The sequence below is a fragment of the Gimesia chilikensis genome, assembly GCF_007744075.1.
GTDB lineage: Bacteria > Planctomycetota > Planctomycetia > Planctomycetales > Planctomycetaceae > Gimesia > Gimesia chilikensis_A.
Map to the genome: position 1 here is coordinate 570,385 of NZ_CP036266.1, position 17,069 is coordinate 587,453.

Annotated in this window: 14 protein-coding genes; 2 read left to right on the top strand and 12 right to left on the bottom strand. The window is 52.0% G+C overall.

The genetic code is table 11. The features are described from left to right. Nucleotides 1-92: 92 nt before the first annotated feature. The 8 genes from HG66A1_RS02270 to hpf form a co-directional block, all read right to left on the bottom strand. Nucleotides 93-1,139, bottom strand: coding sequence for a Gfo/Idh/MocA family protein (locus HG66A1_RS02270; RefSeq protein ID WP_145180456.1), 1,047 nt, complete (start codon nucleotides 1,137-1,139; stop codon nucleotides 93-95). 242 nt (nucleotides 1,140-1,381) lie between these two features. Then, nucleotides 1,382-2,551 (bottom strand): lipid-A-disaccharide synthase, encoded by a 1,170-nt coding sequence (lpxB, locus tag HG66A1_RS02275; RefSeq protein WP_145180458.1) that lies wholly within the window; start codon nucleotides 2,549-2,551, stop codon nucleotides 1,382-1,384. 256 nt (nucleotides 2,552-2,807) lie between these two features. Further along, nucleotides 2,808-3,179 (bottom strand): 50S ribosomal protein L21, encoded by a 372-nt coding sequence (gene rplU, locus HG66A1_RS02280; RefSeq protein WP_145036180.1) that lies wholly within the window; start codon nucleotides 3,177-3,179, stop codon nucleotides 2,808-2,810. A 248-nt stretch (nucleotides 3,180-3,427) separates the two neighbouring features. Beyond that, on the bottom strand, nucleotides 3,428-4,984 hold the full coding sequence (locus HG66A1_RS02285; protein WP_145180460.1) for a ribonuclease E/G: 1,557 nt from the start codon (nucleotides 4,982-4,984) through the stop codon (nucleotides 3,428-3,430). 859 nt (nucleotides 4,985-5,843) lie between these two features. Then, nucleotides 5,844-7,607, bottom strand: coding sequence for a phosphoenolpyruvate--protein phosphotransferase (ptsP, locus tag HG66A1_RS02290; protein WP_145180462.1), 1,764 nt, complete (start codon nucleotides 7,605-7,607; stop codon nucleotides 5,844-5,846). A gap of 75 nt (nucleotides 7,608-7,682) precedes the next feature. Further along, nucleotides 7,683-7,985, bottom strand: coding sequence for an HPr family phosphocarrier protein (locus HG66A1_RS02295; protein WP_197993780.1), 303 nt, complete (start codon nucleotides 7,983-7,985; stop codon nucleotides 7,683-7,685). A gap of 219 nt (nucleotides 7,986-8,204) precedes the next feature. Beyond that, the gene (locus tag HG66A1_RS02300) at nucleotides 8,205-8,678 is read right to left on the bottom strand and encodes a PTS sugar transporter subunit IIA (protein ID WP_145036190.1); all 474 of its coding nucleotides are present in this window, start codon (nucleotides 8,676-8,678) and stop codon (nucleotides 8,205-8,207) included. Between the two features lie 203 nt (nucleotides 8,679-8,881). After that, nucleotides 8,882-9,256, bottom strand: coding sequence for a ribosome hibernation-promoting factor, HPF/YfiA family (hpf, locus tag HG66A1_RS02305; protein WP_145180466.1), 375 nt, complete (start codon nucleotides 9,254-9,256; stop codon nucleotides 8,882-8,884). A 430-nt stretch (nucleotides 9,257-9,686) separates the two neighbouring features. On the opposite strand from hpf, the gene HG66A1_RS02310 reads away from it, so the two are divergent. Next, complete coding sequence (locus HG66A1_RS02310; protein ID WP_232106739.1) at nucleotides 9,687-9,911, top strand: FmdB family zinc ribbon protein; 225 nt, start codon at nucleotides 9,687-9,689, stop codon at nucleotides 9,909-9,911. Nucleotides 9,912-9,933: 22 nt separating this feature from the next. Continuing rightward, nucleotides 9,934-10,734, top strand: coding sequence for a hypothetical protein (locus HG66A1_RS02315; protein WP_145180470.1), 801 nt, complete (start codon nucleotides 9,934-9,936; stop codon nucleotides 10,732-10,734). Nucleotides 10,735-10,767: 33 nt separating this feature from the next. Here HG66A1_RS02315 and HG66A1_RS02320 read toward each other — a convergent pair whose 3' ends face one another. From HG66A1_RS02320 to HG66A1_RS02335, 4 genes are all read right to left on the bottom strand, one after another. Beyond that, nucleotides 10,768-12,297 (bottom strand): polysaccharide biosynthesis/export family protein, encoded by a 1,530-nt coding sequence (locus HG66A1_RS02320; protein WP_197996949.1) that lies wholly within the window; start codon nucleotides 12,295-12,297, stop codon nucleotides 10,768-10,770. 75 nt (nucleotides 12,298-12,372) lie between these two features. After that, nucleotides 12,373-13,272, bottom strand: a complete 900-nt coding sequence (locus HG66A1_RS02325) for a hypothetical protein (RefSeq protein WP_145180474.1) — start codon at nucleotides 13,270-13,272, stop codon at nucleotides 12,373-12,375. A 469-nt stretch (nucleotides 13,273-13,741) separates the two neighbouring features. Next, complete coding sequence (locus tag HG66A1_RS02330) at nucleotides 13,742-15,886, bottom strand: diguanylate cyclase (protein ID WP_145180476.1); 2,145 nt, start codon at nucleotides 15,884-15,886, stop codon at nucleotides 13,742-13,744. Nucleotides 15,887-16,280: 394 nt separating this feature from the next. Continuing rightward, nucleotides 16,281-17,066, bottom strand: a complete 786-nt coding sequence (locus tag HG66A1_RS02335) for an IclR family transcriptional regulator (protein WP_145180478.1) — start codon at nucleotides 17,064-17,066, stop codon at nucleotides 16,281-16,283. Nucleotides 17,067-17,069 lie beyond the last annotated feature (3 nt).

Below are 17,069 nucleotides of genomic sequence, written 5' to 3' on the forward strand. Positions count from 1 at the left end.
GCTGTCAGGGATAACATCAATATCGACAGGTTCGACTGTCTGGCTTTGAACGCTGTCCCTGTATTATGACGATTTTCAGTCGATCTGCCAGTTTACAGCGGAAGCGAGACAGGCTGATTCTGTTCGCAGCTCCGGGCAACCGCTTCGGAAAACTCCATGTATTTGACACCGGTGGCGAAATCAGTGAAGTGTACGACTTCCTCTCCACGGATGGCACCGATGAATTCCGATTCCACACGCCAGCCGCTGATCTCTTCCTGAGGAACCTGAATTTCTTTGAGCTTATCCTCTCCCATGTGACCAACAAAGATTTTCTCTTCGGGAGTGAATTGAACTTTGATGGTTCCCAGGCTGCCATACAGGTGAATCTGCAGACCTGGTCCAAAGAGAATTGTTCCACTCAGGTGATAGATGACGTTGGCGCCTCCCTGCAGGCGAGACACGATCTGCAGGCTGTCAGGGAGAGTCACGTTGGCGTTGCCCTGGTCAGTTGCTGAGGGGCGAACGGGTTCGAAGATTGAAGACTGGGCAAATACGCGTTCAGTGGCAGGCACCCAGCGGCTGAGGGTCTCGTGCAGGATGCCCATGGTGAGCATGTTGTTGCCACTGATTTCTTTATCGAGACGCCAGTGCATTTTTTTGCTGTAATCCCAGAATGCATCGTCGGCACCCTGGACGATGACTTCCCGTAATTGACCCAGATACTGATGCGAAATCAGCTTAATGATTTCATTATTGTATTTCAGGCCGAAAGGGCTGGGGACGATCTGGGCGATCAGGTCGGGGCGCGCCTGGGAGACTTTCAGCATCTTGCGTGCTTCTTCCAGGTTACGTGCCATTCTGGCTTCGGTAAGCACGTGCTTGCCTGCTTCCAGTGCCATGCAGGTGATCTCACAGTGCAGATCGGGCCAGGTGCCGATCACAACAGCGTCGATTTCCGGGTCTTCCACCAGTTCCTGCCAGTGGGAGTAGGTTTGCGGAATACCGTATTTCCGGGCAACTTTATCTGTAGAGGCTTGAGTTGAGTTCACAACGCCTGCGAGTTCGACGTCATCAATCGCCTGAAATCCCGGAATGTGTCGCGCTTTTGTATTTGCTCCTGCGCCAACAATTCCAATCCGGATCGTTTTTTTTCCCATTAGTTTAAGTAGTCCCGATAGTCCAAGATGCGTTTTACAGATTGTGATCTTTTCAGCCATCCGGGGCTGATTTCAGCCGGGAATGGTCTGTTACGACGTATCCGACGATTCTAACGAGCAGTTTTCAAGAGGACCATTCACACAAAACAAACAATTGGAGGTTCCCCAGATTCTCATTGGAAAATTGTCGTTTTGTGCCCGATTTAACACGAATTGAACACCGCGGTGTGTTTATGTGTATATCAGGCGGCCGCTTTAGAGCTGATCTGGACTCCGGTATGGCTCAAGATGGCTTCTGCTGCATGTGCGGAGGCACCGGGTATGACGGTTTCATTATAGAGCGACGTGAGCTCTGACCGGGCCCGTTCCAGGGCCAGGGGGCTGCTCAGCCACTCGGCCAGGATCGTCGACATTTGCGTTACGACTTTGTTCGGATTTCCGACAGAGGGGAATTCCGGCATGATTTCCCGTCCTGCGATCAGGTTGGGGAGTGACATGTATTTGCAGGTGATCAGCAATTGTCCCAGGAAATACATGCCCCAGTGGCTGCGATACAGCACAACGGCTGGCGTTTTGCGGGCCAGCATTTCCAGGCTGACCGATCCGGAGACCATCAGGCAGCAGTCAGCGGCTTCGATGATTTCCGGTGTCTTTTTGAGATAGAGCTTCAGTGGTAAATCTTCAGCCTGTTGTTCGCGAATAAAGTTCTGGCAGAGTTCAAGGTGTGATTCCCGGTAGCAGGCAATCGGAAAGATGGCGTCGGGAAATTGTTGAGAGAGGCGACGAATCGTCTGTAGCATCACAGGGAAGTTGCGCGTGACCTCATTTGTGCGGGAGCCGGGGAGTACACCTACAATCTGCGGCGCGGACTGTTTTAACTCGGTAAGGGTATCCTGTTGCAGCTTGCGGGAAACCACTTCATCAAAGAAGGGATGGCCGATGTAATCGACGTTGATTCCTCGCGATTCATACCATTGTTTTTCAAACTGGAGCCCGGAGAGTATGTAATCCACATTTTTGCGGACCCGGCGAATGCGCCAGGGGGCCCAGGCCCAGAGTTGAGGGGGCAGGTAATAGAAGACCGGAATACCCAGGGCTTTGGCTTTTTTCGCAACCCACCAGTTGAATCCGGGGAAATCCACAAGGATCACGGCGTCGGGGCGCTCCTGTTCGAGGTAGGCGCCGACTTGCCGGATCAGCTGAATGAATTTAAAAATCAGAGGCAGAACGTTGAGAATGCCCATGACGGCATAATCGGTCAGCCGAACTTCAAGGTGACAGCCAGCAGCCTGCATTTCTGGCCCACCGAAGGCAGAGAAACGAGCGTCGGGGCGGCGGGTGCGAATTTCTTCGATCAGGTGAGCCGTGTGCTGATCTCCGCTGGGTTCGCCTACTGAAAAAAAGAGATGCATCGAAGTATCCTTACCTGCCTGGGATGCGGTCTGCGGTCCGTCCGAATATCTGAACTGCCCGGTCTCATAGCCGGACGTCTCAAAAGCCGCATAACGTTAAGTCAAATAACGGTTTTGGGTCAAGGTCGATTTGCAGGCAAGAGAGACTGGGGATGCGTTCAAATGCAAACAGCCCCCTGAGATTAACTCAGGGGGCTGAGAGTAGATTTCATACAGTGCGCATCAAATGACAGCGTAGGGCACGCGTCAGTTTGAATCAGGCTTCAGTAGCAGCAGGTTCTGTTTCTTGTGCTTCCACAATTTCCAGACCAGGCACTGTGATCGATTTGATGCGAACTGTGGTGTATTTCTGGCGGTGACCCGTATGGCGACGAGAGTTCTTGCGGCGACGGAACTTCTGAATTTCCAGTTTCTCGCCTTTGACCTCTGGATTTACAACTTCGGCTTCGACCGATGCACCTTCGATAGCCGGGGTGCCGATCGAGCTGGCACCGCCACCATTGGCGAGCAGCACGCTTTCAAAAGTGATTGAATCGCCTTCTGTTGCTGTAGCACGGTAGTCGATTGTCAGGGTATCGCCTTCCTGAATCGTATATTGATGGCTGCCATCTTCGATTACTACAAACATCCTCAAACCTTCTTTTTTCTTACACTTGGATCAAATAATTGCTGAAGTCGGATTTATGAAGCAAATGGAATCCGATCTGTATTCAGAATCAATAGCGCAACGCTAATGATATTATATAGTTAAACACAGCTACCAGAGTGTGTTTATTTTATCAGCCAGCCAGGCCCTGCGCGGAATCCGTACCTCTCATACGCATAGCGAGCAGGGCATTGTAAAGAGTCACTTTTGAAATTTCGAGTCAGAAGCGACTAGAAATTCACTTCATTTCCAATATCGTCGTAACAACGTGCGGTGAGATGCTCTGGTTCGACATCTGTACGTGCGTTAATTGCAATAACGGTGTTCGATGATTCTTCGAGGCTGTTGATATCTTTGCGGCGTTTATTATTCAGGTAATTAGCCACATTTTCATGTACATTCAGCACCAGCCGCGCGATGTTTTTCTTGTAGACCGTGGTCATCAGGGTTCGCATGACTTCGATGGCCATACTTTCGGCTGTTTTGACCTGGCCCGTTCCCCGACAGGAGGGACAGTCTTCGTACATGCTCCTGCGGAGCGAGGGGCGAATTCTCTGGCGGGTCATTTCAATCAGACCGAAGGGACTGATGCGGAGCACTTTAGTACGGGCACGGTCCCGTTTGACCAGATCGCGCAGTCGACGTTCGACGGACCGACGGTGCTTTTCTTCCCGCATGTCGATGAAATCGATAACGATTACTCCGCCAAGGTCCCGAAGACGAATCTGGCGGCTGATTTCTTCAGCGGCTTTCATGTTAACTTTGAAAGCTGTTTTTTCAGCATTGTCATCAGCCCGGTAGTTACCACTGTTGACGTCGATCGCGACCAGGGCTTCAGTCTGGTCGATTACGATTGAGCCGCCACCTTTCATGGGCACGTGCCGGTTCTGGATGCTGCAGATTTCATCATCCAGGTTGCTGTTGTAGAAAATCGGATCACTGCCGGTGTAGTGCTTGATGCGATTGACGTGCTTAGGCAGGACGACTTTCATGAAGTCGCGAGCCCGCTGGTAGGCCGTGGGTTCGTCGATGTAGAGCGTGTCGATTTCGCTGTTGTAGATGTCGCGAATCGTGCGAATCATCATGTCGGACTCGGAGTAAATTTCGACAGGCGCCGGTAGTTTCTTGATGCGCCCGACGATGGTTCCCCAGAGACGGAGCAGGTAATTCAGGTCGCGTTGCAGATCTTCAGCTGAGCGATCAATGCCTGCGGTGCGGACAATAAAACCCAGTCCTGGTGGAGGTGCCAGTTGTGTCAGGATGGAACGCAGCTGTTTTCTCACGTCTTCATCGGTGATTTTGCGGCTGATGCCGACCCGCTGCAGTCCGGGCATGATGACCAGGTAGCGGCCGGGAATACTGATGTAGGTAGAAAGCGTGGGGCCTTTGTTGCCAATCCCTTCCTTGATTACCTGGACCAGCACTTCGCTGCCGCGTTTCAGGATTTCCTGGATCGGTGGTTTGTTAGCCACGCTGCGTTCATTGATACGGCGGCCTTTGGAGTTTCTACCCCGTGCAGCTTTGTTCTCACCGTTTTCCGTGATGTGTTTGTAGTACTGATATTCGAGATCGCTGACGTGCAGGAAGCCATTCCGTCCAACGCCGAAATCGACAAATGCGGCCTGAATACTGGGCTCGATATTGACGACTTTACCCTTGTAGATATTTCCTACCAGGTTTTCGAGGCTGTTACGCTCGACATACAGTTCTTCGAGGACACCATCTTCAACGATGGCGATTCGACTTTCCTCCGGCTGGAGGACATTAATCAGCATTTCCTTTTTCATGGAATACCCTTTGTCGTGGAACACGACGAATGCAGTATTCCTCAGCAGTCACTGTGGAGACGGACTTTCCACGTCGAGAACAGTCTCTTGTAGTGGAGCAGCCAGTCAGTTGCCCTTGCGGGAGCACATAAGTCTCCGGGCGGGCGATTCTCCTGGAATAAGCCGAAGTGTCGCTGGTCGATCGACCGTGACGAGGCGGCTTAGAGAGATTCTGGTGGGGGCGACTGGTGAGTCGAATCATTTCCCGAACATTGTCGACGGGCGTGATCGTTCCTGAGAATGCTGTAACTGCTCTGGTGTGGCTGACAGTCGGAGTAGCGCGTGGCACACAGAACGCATTAAGGTCTGTTGTACGGGCGGATGACCGCAGCGGGTTAGAGGTCGTTACAGAGGCGGCAGGAACTGCCTGTGGACTTTGAAAGCGTGATGTGCAAGCGGCAGCATATCCCCGTAAGGCGGCTTGAGCCGTCTTCAAAATGATCTGTTCTGAAGGATCAGGGGGGTAGTTCATACTGCTGTCACTGGTGCGAGAGGACGGTTCGCAGGAACTCTGACAGGCTGCTCGGGAAGAGCCAGCACTGTGTCGGGAACCTGCATTCAGTCTGAATCACACGTAAATGCTTTCGGTTTGAGAAATGACTGTATCATGCATTTCGTCTTGATTGAATCTGGTTCATACTCAACCCACGCACCACCGAGGTGCAGTGGATGGCAGCGAACCGATTTTTGAAAAACAGTTCGAGTCCGCTGCAAAATGTAAACGTAAAAATCGTGGTTGCAGAAGGGGTGAGTTTTCACCTGATCCTGCAGTTAATGTTGTCCCGGTGCTTTTCAGAAGCGACTGCTTTGAGTTGAGCGCTTACAAAGGAAGCTCTTCATCAAACAGGTCAGGACAGATTTTGTACAATTCTCCTCTTAAATAACTTTCAACGTCGCGGGCCACGTCGATGGTCATCGCATGTGCTGCGATTTCCTCGGCCCGGGCGATTGTCAGATGTCTGATTACTTCTTTTACTTCCGGGATCGCCAGTGGTGTGGCACTGATCTGTCGAATCCCCAGGCCTGCCAGCAGCGGGATCGATTTCAGGTCGGAGCTCATCTGCCCACAGACGGTAACCGGTATGTTTTTTTTACGGGCCGCTTCTACCACCATTTTGATGAGCCTTAAAATCGAAGGATCAGCAGAATTGTAGAGCGACGAAACGGCGGGATCAGACCGATCCACTGCCAGAGTATACTGAATTAAGTCGTTTGTCCCAATGGAGAAAAAGTCAACTTCTTCGGCAAATTCTTCTGCCAGCAGGGCAGCTGCCGGGACTTCTACCATCATTCCTATCGGAATATTGGGATTGAAATCCACACCCCGTTCTTCGAGATCTTCCAGAACGTCGCCGACAATCATCTTGGCCTGCCGCCATTCGAGCAGGGTCGAGATGAGGGGGAACATGATGCGGACGTCCCCGTGAACGGCTGCCCGGAAGATCGCCCGGAGCTGGGTTTTGAAGAGTGGCAGGTCCCGCAGACTGAGGCGGACACTGCGGAGTCCCAGAGCCGGGTTCATACCCTCTTTGGCCAGGTGGCGATAGCCACGAGGAATCTTATCTGCACCCAGGTCGAGGGTTCGGATGACAATCGGGCGGTTCTGGGCCGCCTGGACGACGCGACAGTAGGCGTCGTAGTGAATTTCTTCGGTGGGCTCGGTGTTGGACTGCAGGTAAAGGAATTCGGTTCGGTAGAGGCCGATTCCGTCTGCCCCCCGTTCGGCACAGTGTTCAACCTCATTAGGGAATTCAATGTTCCCCATGACGTGAATTCGGGTCCCATCTTTGGTTTCCGAGCGAATTTTACGCCTCGATGCCAGTCGGGCTGCCATCGAACGCTGACGTTCGCCGGTATCCTTGTATCGGGCCAGCGTCTCTTCATCGGGGTCAATGATGATTTCGCCGTTGTTGCCGTCAACAATGACCATGTCGCCGCCGGAGACATCGGAGAGAAATTCTCCCAGACCGACGACGGCTGGAATTTCCAGGGCTCCTGCCAGAATTGAGGTATGGCTGGTGCGACCTCCGACTTCGGTAGCAAAGCCGAGCACAAATTCCTTGGCCAGCCCCGCAGTTTCGCTGGGGGTCAGGTTATTGGCGAGGACGACGATGGGCGTTGTCAGGTTGGATAATTCTTCGCGTTTTTCGCCGAGCAGCTGTTTCAGCAGCCGCTTTTCCAGATCGATGATATCGCTGGCGCGTTCCGCCAGGTAATTGTCACCCAGGTGTTGCACCAGCTTAGTATAGCGTCTGAAGACTCGGCTGGAAGCGTGCTCAGGGGAATAGCATTTATCCCGGATCAGAGTCTCGATCTCTTCACGAAGCCGGGGAGAACTGACCATCTGCAGGTGTGCGGCGAAAATGGCACCGTACTGTTCCCCCAGTTTGTCGGAGGCAAGTCTTTCATTTACGGCGATCTCTTCACAGACCGCATCGAGCGCAGAACGCAGGCGAGCGATTTCGGTTTCGATCACATTGACGCTGACGAATTGCCGCGGTATGCGAAAGTCCTCCGCACCCAGAATCAGGGCGGGACCGAAATTTACTCCCGGAGAAACTGCAATTCCACGTTTTACAAGCATTCAATCAGGGCCTACTATGGCGCTTTCAACAGACAGGCAACCGGTGATGAACCACCGGGTTGGTGTGTTCAGGGGCTAGTCAGACAGATCAGAGACTTCTTCAAATTTTTTGTATCCTGATTCAAAAAACTGAACGATTTCTTCCATGAGTTTTGTGGCGTCGTCGCCGACTGCTTCCAGGACCAGTTCGGTTTCCGGGAGTGCCTGCAGTTCCAGCAGGTCATAGACTTCCCGGGCATTGGCCGACCGATCCCCGTTGGAAATTTTAAAGTCGCAAGAATAGTCACGGGTCATTCTGACAATTTCAGAAATCGGGCGCAAATGCAGACCCTGTTTCATTTTGACGGTGACAATCTGACGGCAAACAGATTCTTGCATGGCACTTTTGATAACTACAGAAGCTGGCTGAAAACAGGCCATGGACCGCTTGAAGGCTTTTGTTTTCAGTGAGGTTTCGTAATTACCCCTTTCCTGTTAGTTTGATCAATCAGGAGTACAGCGAAGCGTATACTCCTCCCAGACAGTCATCAACTCAACTCAGCAGGAAGTGTCAGTTTCAATTGAGCAGGGGTATCCCTGACAATCAGGTCTCTCAGCTTAGTCCAGTTGATTGCTGTCCGCTTCATTGAGCAGTTCAACAATGTCTTCGATGTTCTTGGACTGGCGGAGAAACTTACAGAAGTTCTGATTCCGCAGGTGGCGAGAAATATTCTCCAGACCGCGTAAGTGATCTCCTGGACGATCCAGGGGGGAGATCAGCAAAAACAGAATATAAACATCTTCGCCGTCCAGGCTGGCAAAATCGACCCCGTCTGAAGAGAGGGCGACAGCTGCTGTCAGGTTTTCGACAGAAGAATGTTTGGTGTGGGGGACTGCAACGCCGTTACCAATTCCGGTAGATCCCAGTTCTTCCCGTTTGAGAATTGCCGATACGATACCTTCTTCGTCATCAGCCGAAATGCTACCTGCATTTTTCAGGCTGGCGACCATGGTGCGGATTGCTTCTTCTTTGGTGGTCACATTCAATTCCGGAATGATCGCTTCCGAAACCACGAAGTCTGTTAACTTCATGTATTCTTTCCTTCTAACTACATCTGCAAAAAAGTCGGTGTTTGCGTCCTTCTCGTGGAGAACGGATGGCACGCAAGACATGATTGTTAAATTGTGACGGCCCCGGAAATGGATTCTTTCCTTCAGGGGAGGCTGTTCACACGATATTAATTGTAAGACGTTTCGTCTCAATCCTCAGCAAAAATCAGCCTGCGAGGAATAAATTATTCAGATTCGGTTTCTTCTTCGGACTCGGCTTCCGCCTCAGCCATTCCGTTCTCAGCGATTTCATTGAGGGGAAGATCGCGGCGGTGATCCTGAATCTTCTGTTTGTATTTTTTAATCTGCTGTTCCATCTTGCTCAAAGCGGCGTGGAAGTTAGGTTTAACTTCGTCGCCCTCTGCATGTGAAACAAAATTATGTTTGTGTTCTGCATCGACGAGAATTTCGACCCGGTTTTGGTTTTCGCCTTGATCGATTGTGATCTGGATTGCCGTTACCCGCTCAAAGTAAGTCAGTAACTTCTCAGACTTTTCAGTAATATATTCACGCAGACCATCTGAGACGCTGCCATGACGACAAGTAATCGCAACTTGCACGGAAAATTCTCCTGTTAAAAAAACTACCCACGCTGTGTGTACTTATGTGAGTTTGTCTGGGTTCAGCAATAGAAGATGCTAACAGATTCTAGCTGGGCAGGTCCAGATATACCAGCCACTAAATCTCAAGCTCGCGCTGCAAACTTCAGGACCTTTTCCTTGCATGCGGGTTCGGATATGATTTCAATAGATCTGATGAAGCTATAGTCTGTGCAGTCTGCTGTCTGGGGAGGGATTTGTCCCTCAATTTCGCCCGTTTACTCGGTGGGGAATATGAACTGACAGTGGTCTGATGGCCAGTGTGTCGGCTGGCAGATTCTTGATTTCTGCCCCCCTTTTTTGAGGTTATCCGGTAGCAATGCCTACTTATGTGTATGAAGTCGTCAACCCTGATGGGTCGGCTGGTGAACGATTCGAGGTCATTCAACGGATGAGTGAACCAATTTTAACGCAGCATCCAGAGACCGGAGAGCCGGTTCGACGCGTCATTACTGCTGCGAATATTTCCGGAAAATGGTCAGACGCCGAGGCGAAGCGTACTTTAAACGATGACAAACGTCTGGGAGAGCTGGGATTCACTAAGTATGTGAAATCCTCCAGCGGAAAGTACGAGAAGCGGGCCGGCGATGGACCAGACCTGATTTCTGCCGATTAGCTGTTGAGGAGATTTGCTGGTGATGAAACTGCAGTGTGAGTCATGGTTGCTGGTAATTGCTCTGGTCTGTGGTCTCCGTACCATCGCCCAGGCGGAAACAAAGCCGGAACAGACTCCCTATCACAATACCCGCTGTGAGGGAACGTATCCGCATCATTTGCAGGGGGTTTGTGTTGATGGACAGGGAAATATCTTCTGGAGCTTTACTACTCAGCTCGTAAAAACCAATACTGACGGGAAGGTCCTGATCAAGATTCCGGTGGGAAATCACCATGGAGATCTGTGTCATGTGGATGGCAAAGTCTATGTCGCTGTGAATTTTGGTGATTTCAATAATGCCGAGGGGAAGGCAGATTCCTGGGTTTACGTTTACGACGCGGAGAAACTGCTGCTGATTGGCAAGCACAAAACCCCGGAAGTGACCTATGGAGCCGGAGGAATCGCACACCATGGGGGCAAATTCCTGGTCGTAGGTGGATTGCCAAAAGGGTTCAAGGAGAACTATCTGTACGAATACGATCAGAATCTCAAGTTCGTCAAGAAACATGTCTTGCAGAGTGGCTACACTTTGCTGGGAATTCAGACGGCCACTTTTGCGAATCAGCAGTGGTGGTTTGGCTGTTATGGTTCGGAACTGTTGAAGGCTGATGAAAACTATACCTTCAAAGCGAAATTCCCCCTCGATTGCGCGTTGGGCGTTGAGCGTATCTCCGATCAGCTATTGCTGATTGGTCGGGATACACTCAAAGACAAGCAGCACATAGGAGAAGTTCTACTGGCTAAACCCGACGAAAAACAGGGCTTCATCGTCGAGAAGAAGTAGTCTCGACTTTCAGCTCTGCTCAGGCAGACCTGTTCAGCGGTTGCCGCCGCCATTCTGGAGATTCGAGGCTGCCAGCCCGAACAATGCTCCTTCCAGCAAGTGTCTTTCAATGAAGGCTGCGATCGCTTCCGACTTGGTGTATTGCAGAATGATGTAGTCGCCGGGCTGAATCAGCACCCGTTGACTCGGATCACGGACTGCCTGATAGAGGTCAACCTTGATGGGGAGTTGGGTACCATTCGGCAGTTGCCGGAGGATGATCGCGTTGCTGGCACTGATTGTCACGTCCTGGTTGAGTGCCGAAGGACCTCCCGTTGATTTACCATTGCTGGAATTATTGCCTCCCTGGGCAATGGAGATGGCGCCCAGAATATCGAGGTCGTAATCGCGGGGCAGGGTGTATTGTCCTCCGCCCAGCAGACCGCCGGTATAAAAGATCTCCGTATCTCGCGACTCAATAAACACCACATCACCATCGTGCAGTATAATGTCTTCGCGTGTGAGGTTGACTTGCTCACCCGGGCTGAGTCGGATCGGGATTTTGACGATCCCTGGTCGCTGCATGGTGGAATCGTTGATCATGGTCGGAGCGGGGAAGTCCCCGGAGTAATAGTTGTTTCCCTCAAACGGATACAGGGGCTGTCCCACCTGGAAGGCGGTGTCTGATGGAAGCTGAGTTGGGGCCGGCAGCGGAGTGTATGAGTCAGAGACCTGTTGGATTTTCTGCGCGTTTCTCGGCTCGTTCATACTGTGCGAACCGGTCTGCACCGGAGGGGGACAAACGGATTGATTCATCTCATTGGCGCCGCCACGAATAATATAGATGGAGTTTTCTGCATCCAGTCCGGGCAGACCGCCGGTTTCTGCCAGGGCGTGCAGGACGTCATTATTATAGGCGGGTAAATTGATGACCCGGCCGGTTCCCCGCTTGGAGCGACCAATATTCAGGTTTCCGACGGTGGCTCCCACCAGATCGTTGGCATTTTCCTGACGAATGACCAGCACCCGATACGAACGAGGCTTCTGCAGGCTGATCAGGATTCGATCCCGCCCTTCGCGAAGAATGTCCTTCTCGGTCGTGTATTTACGGCGAATCGTTTCTTCCAGCTGAGTCAGTGTGAGTCCCCGGGCGAACACAGTGCCGATCAGGGGGAGTGAGATTGTACCGTCTTCACGAATAGGAATCGGGTAACCTAATGAAGGCGCGACTTCCTGTGTCTGAGGAAAATGAACGGGGGGTACTTCTTTAAACTGTCCCAGAACGCCTTCGATATATACACCCAATACATCGCCCGAGTCCAGCAGGTAGTGTTTGGGGGCGGGTTGACGGAGCAGTGAAAGGTCAATGGTTTCCTTACCGGAACGGACTTCACCTTTGTATTCATTCGGCAGGTATTGTGCGGGAACACCTTTGAGTGGATGAATGGCGGCACAGCCATTCAGGGCCAGCAGCAAGGCCAGTGCGCACCAGAACTGTCCCCGCTGTACGAAGTCAGTGGTGTAGAGTCTCAACATTTTGATCGAACCTTTACATTCGATTGTTGTCATGTTGTGTCGTGCCATTCTGTGGTTCATTTCTGCTGTTGATTTACTCTCGACAGGAAAGACTTCCCGTCCTGTTCTTATAATGTGTCGGGTTTATCGGTAAGGGTAATCTTCAATGCTGGAATCAGAATACCGCTGCTGTCCATTCATCTGATTGATCGCACCTTGCGTGTCCAGTCGCGCCCCTGTTCCGGGCAATGGTGTATATGGGTAAGACTGTAATGAGTACGGGCTGGGGGGCGGATCATCATTGATGTAAGCGGGTAAGGCCGGTTCTTTGACCTGAGGACGAATCTGTTTCGCTTTCTGATCAGGCAGAGGCGTATGTTGAATCCCGGCCGATGGACTCGGTGTCGGTTTTGCAGTCGGGGATTGAATCCTGGGTTGTGGAACCAGTGGTCGCGGTTGTGCGCTGGGGGTTCTATCAGGCAGACTCTGTACCGGAGGTGGTTCTGGTAAGTGTCTCTGTGGTACTGTCTTCAATGGTGTTTGTGGTGCGGAGACCGGTGGAGGTGGCAGTGTTGTTTCAGGTAATCTATGGCTGGGTGTTGCCGCTGGTGCAGGGTGTGTTTCAAGTGGGGCCTGACTTGGCATGGACGCCTCTGGATAAGCTACATTTCCATCCCAGTGTTCAGCAGCTGGTTGCTCCCAGGCGGCCAGTGAGTAAGGGGTCGCGATCCGATTATAGTCGTATCGTCCGTCAGCGCGGGCATGTTCCGAGCCCAGTTTGTATCCTGTGAACCATTCCTGCACTTCCATGTAGCCTTCCGGAGTCCGATAGTGGGCAGCCCAGTATTCCTCAGGCGGTACAGGGGGAACAACTCCCGATTCGCCCAGGGCAATGTCCATGTAGGCTTGCTGATATCCCTTTCGAAAGGACTTGGATGGCTTGTCCTGGCAATCGGCGGACATGGTCTTCAGCGATTCTTTGGCACACTTTTTGGCGGCGTGTTTCACAAAGAATTTATCGAGGTCGGTTTGGTACCCTTCCATAGACCAGTATGGTTTCGGAGAGCATTTGTCATGATGGAAGAGAAAGCATTTCTTCACACGACTGGAGACCGTCGGGCACGAATCTGCTTCGCCACAGCTGTTATGGGCACAGCCAGTCACTCCCACCAGAGTGAAAAACAGAAGCAGGGGAACACACCTGAGTCTACTTGAACTCATCAAGCGGGTTTGAATCATGTTGTTTCGAAATCTGGAATCCACAATTAGGCCACCGTGCGCAGACTGAGTGTTAAGCTATACGGTTGATTTATCGGATGCTGATTCCAGCGGTGTGTACGGTTTTTCGGTTCTTGACGATTATCCGGGGGTGCGGGACGGGTAAAATCGTTGGATATTCAGTATTTGACGCAGGGTGCGTGATTGGAAAAGGTTGGCCATTTTGCCTGGTCTGTTGCGAGCGGTAGGACGGCGGCGAGGCACAGGCAGAATCTGCCGATCAAGGCTGGCTTGCTCAGTCAGCGACGAAATAATCTTTCAGCAGACGAAAGACACGAGTAGCCCGTTTTTGGAAGACTTCAGGCTGTTTGATCCAGCCCAGGGGAGTCATTCTGATCATGACTTCCACGCGGGGTGTTGCATTTCGTGAGCCAGAAGTGGATTTCCGGGTGGCATTATCAAAGACCAGTTCCACCTCGATCGGGCGGCGGTCATCCGTTTTTCCCCAGAAGGGAAGTAGCCCGGCTTTGCCCAGACGCATGACAGCTCGATTCGGATTGACTTCGGTGAGGCGGGCATCATTGTCATTGACGAAGCCTCCGAGCTTGTAAACTACAATATCGGAGGAGATGAGGGCGCTGAAGGAGCTCTCAAAGACCATTTTGCCTGCATTGGATTGGGCAGGAGCAACAACTTCAGGTGCTGCTCCCGACATCTGATCCTCACAGGTCAGGGAGCAGACCCGATTACGTCCTGTTTCTTTCGCCTGGTAGAGGGCATTGTCGGCCCGATGGAACAGGCTTTCCAGGGAGTCACCAGACTCCAACTGTGCAACGCCAAAAGAGGCGGTAATGCGGTTGTTGTTGAGATTTTCCAGTTTCAGATTGTTAACCGCCAGTCGCAGGCGTTCTGCTTTTTGCCGTGCATGTTCCAGATCGGTTTCCGGGCAGAGAATGACAAACTCTTCACCCCCGTAGCGCCCCACCAGTTCTCCGGAATAGGTTTCATGCTGAAACAGACGGGCCAGTTCAATGAGCACTTCATCGCCAACCGCATGCCCATAAGTGTCGTTAATGTTTTTAAAGTGATCGGCGTCGATGAAAATAATGCTTAAAGGAGCTGTGTTCTGGTTCTGGCTGGCCTGGTTCAGCATGATTGCCAGCTGTGTTTCCAGTTCTCCCCGGTTGGCAACGGACGTCAGTGCATCCTGGCTGGCGGCCATTTTCAACTGGTTGAATTCCTGAGGGCGCTTCAGGCTCCGTGACAGATCACGAAAGATCTCCGCTACGCCAACCAGGCGGCTATCTTCCCCGAACATGGGGACGGATTGAACTTCGATCTGAATCAGCCGGCCATCCGGTCGTTTCAGCATTAGTTCCGTGGTCATTGATTTACCACTGGCGATGACCCGGTTCATAGTGTGCTCGGATGAGGCGAGCATCGTTCCATCCTGATTCGTCACCGGGACGCTGTGATTGGTCCAGGAGTTGCCCAGCATGTCGCCGGCTCGCAGGTTAGTCAGTTGTTCCAGACCCGGGCTGAATAACACAAACTGGAAATCCGAGTTGACGATATAAAAGCCGTCGTAAAGGCTTTCGATCTGAAACAGGTAGGAAAAAATATTACTGATCAGATTCGCTTCCGCGATCTCCTGCTCAGTCAGTGGCTTCGGCTGAAAGTTTCGGTTGACCTCCTGAATGGCTTCGTGGAAGGTTTCCCGTTCGGTCTGTTCCCAGCGGGACAGGGCACAGATGATGTTGCCATCGAACTGAGTGCCTGCGGCCCCCATCAGGATCGACATGATGTCTTCGTGTTTCTTCCCAGTTCGATAGACCTGATCGGTGGCCAGTGAATCATAGGCATCAGCGATCGCCAGGATGCGTGCCCCCTGATGAACGTCACTGCCGATACATTGATATCCATTGGTCGCCCCGCTGAAGTGAAAGCGGGTTTGCGAGAGGATCGTCAACACTTCATGGTCGGTGCGACAGGCCTGTAGCACATCGAGACCGATGTGGTGGTAATGCGACATCAGTTCGATTTCATCTGATGTCAGCTTACCCGGCTTGAAAATGATGTGGTCGGGGACGCCGATTTTCCCAATATCGTGTAGCAGGGCGGCTACTTCCAGGCGTTTCAGGTGGATACCTTCCCAACCCAGATTGTTGGCAATCCCTTTGGCCAGGAAAGCGACCCGTCGACAATGACCGAGTGTGACAGCATCACGTGCCTGCAGCGCAGTCAACAGTTTGCGCAGGTGTTTACGGCAGATGACCTGATCGATATCGTCCGTATGTTGTGTATTGAGTGCCAGTTCATCGGATTCGGCCGAGAATGCAACCAACTCCCTCAGGATCTGTGAAGAGCCCATATGATAGCTGCCATGCACAGACTGCTGCTGTGGCACGGTTTGACTGTTGGCTATCAGGGAACTATTCATCGGAAAACCTTGACGAGATTACAACCCGAGACAGGTACTGCCCGAACTGGTCTGGCGCAAATTTGAATTTCAATGCTCTTTAAACAGACATTTGCCTGATGTATTTCATCGTCACCCGCATTGAGCACTGGAGTAACTTGCATTCCGGGGAAACCGATTCAGGCAGTTTGGTCTGTTTTCAGAGCATAACGGTCATCGCGATGATAGAGATACATCTGAATGACTACCTAAAGCTAGGTCGCGTTACGAAGATGTCAAATTGCAACATAACTCTGTAAGGATGGATCGCTGGCAAGTGTTAGAGATTGTCTGTGTAGAACGCCTGGCGGGAATGGAGTGGTTCTGCTGGCCGTAACGGCTGTGCCGCCTTTACAGGAGCGGACCGCAGGTGAGATCAGGTATTGAAGGTGAGCGTGACCTGAGTTGCCCGCGACTGGACGATATCCCCCAGCGATTCGTATTCGTCCTGGGGAATACGTTCTGCGGGACCAGTGATTGTGAATGCAGCTATAGCAATGCCGTTACGGTCCAGGATAGGAGCAGCCACACAGCGAATCCCGGAGAGCCCTTCTTCGTGATCCAGGGCGTAGCCCCGTTTGCGAATCCGGTCCAGCTCGTTCAGGAAGGCCCGTTTCGAGGTGATGGTGTGCGGGGTGAAACGTTTAAAGCGGATGCGGTTCACCAGATCTTCGCGTTCGTTTTCCGGAAGAAAAGCAGCGATAGCTTTGCCCGGAGCACAACTGTAACAGGGAGCCCGGGCACCGATCTCGGCGGAATATTTAAACGGATGCCGTGCCAGCAGCTGTTCCAGAATCACAATTTCCGTATCGATCAGACAGCAGAGCTGTGTCGTTTCTCCGGTGAGATCACGTAATTCCCGCATGGGGCCAATCGCGCATTCCGATAAAGGGCGATCCTGGACACTGGGGGGAATCAACTGCAGGAAGCGATTGGTCAGATAGTATTTTTTGGAAGCGACGTCGCGGGAAAGGTATCCCATTTCTTCCAGTGCTTTCCCAATCCGCAGCAGCGATGCCTGGGGAACAGAGAGTTCCTCGCTGAGTTCGCTGAGCGTGCAGCCGTGCGAGTGCTTCGCCAGATATTCGAGCAGGGCGATGCCCCGTTGCAGGCTGGGGGAGGCGGCAGCCGCCGATTTCTGATTTGTATCGGGAGCGGGCATTGT

Coding starts and splice junctions, on each gene's coding strand:
- HG66A1_RS02320 (WP_197996949.1), bottom strand. CDS start 12,297: ATGGCACGACACAACATGACAACAATCGAATGTAAAGGTTCGATCAAA.
- HG66A1_RS02310 (WP_232106739.1), top strand. CDS start 9,687: ATGAGTGAACCAATTTTAACGCAGCATCCAGAGACCGGAGAGCCGGTT.
- HG66A1_RS02270 (WP_145180456.1), bottom strand. CDS start 1,139: ATGGGAAAAAAAACGATCCGGATTGGAATTGTTGGCGCAGGAGCAAAT.
- ptsP (WP_145180462.1), bottom strand. CDS start 7,607: ATGCTTGTAAAACGTGGAATTGCAGTTTCTCCGGGAGTAAATTTCGGT.
- HG66A1_RS02330 (WP_145180476.1), bottom strand. CDS start 15,886: ATGAATAGTTCCCTGATAGCCAACAGTCAAACCGTGCCACAGCAGCAG.
- HG66A1_RS02315 (WP_145180470.1), top strand. CDS start 9,934: ATGAAACTGCAGTGTGAGTCATGGTTGCTGGTAATTGCTCTGGTCTGT.
- rplU (WP_145036180.1), bottom strand. CDS start 3,179: ATGTTTGTAGTAATCGAAGATGGCAGCCATCAATATACGATTCAGGAA.
- HG66A1_RS02325 (WP_145180474.1), bottom strand. CDS start 13,272: ATGGAAGGGTACCAAACCGACCTCGATAAATTCTTTGTGAAACACGCC.
- HG66A1_RS02300 (WP_145036190.1), bottom strand. CDS start 8,678: ATGAAGTTAACAGACTTCGTGGTTTCGGAAGCGATCATTCCGGAATTG.
- lpxB (WP_145180458.1), bottom strand. CDS start 2,551: ATGCATCTCTTTTTTTCAGTAGGCGAACCCAGCGGAGATCAGCACACG.
- HG66A1_RS02295 (WP_197993780.1), bottom strand. CDS start 7,985: ATGCAAGAATCTGTTTGCCGTCAGATTGTCACCGTCAAAATGAAACAG.
- HG66A1_RS02285 (WP_145180460.1), bottom strand. CDS start 4,984: ATGAAAAAGGAAATGCTGATTAATGTCCTCCAGCCGGAGGAAAGTCGA.
- HG66A1_RS02335 (WP_145180478.1), bottom strand. CDS start 17,066: ATGCCCGCTCCCGATACAAATCAGAAATCGGCGGCTGCCGCCTCCCCC.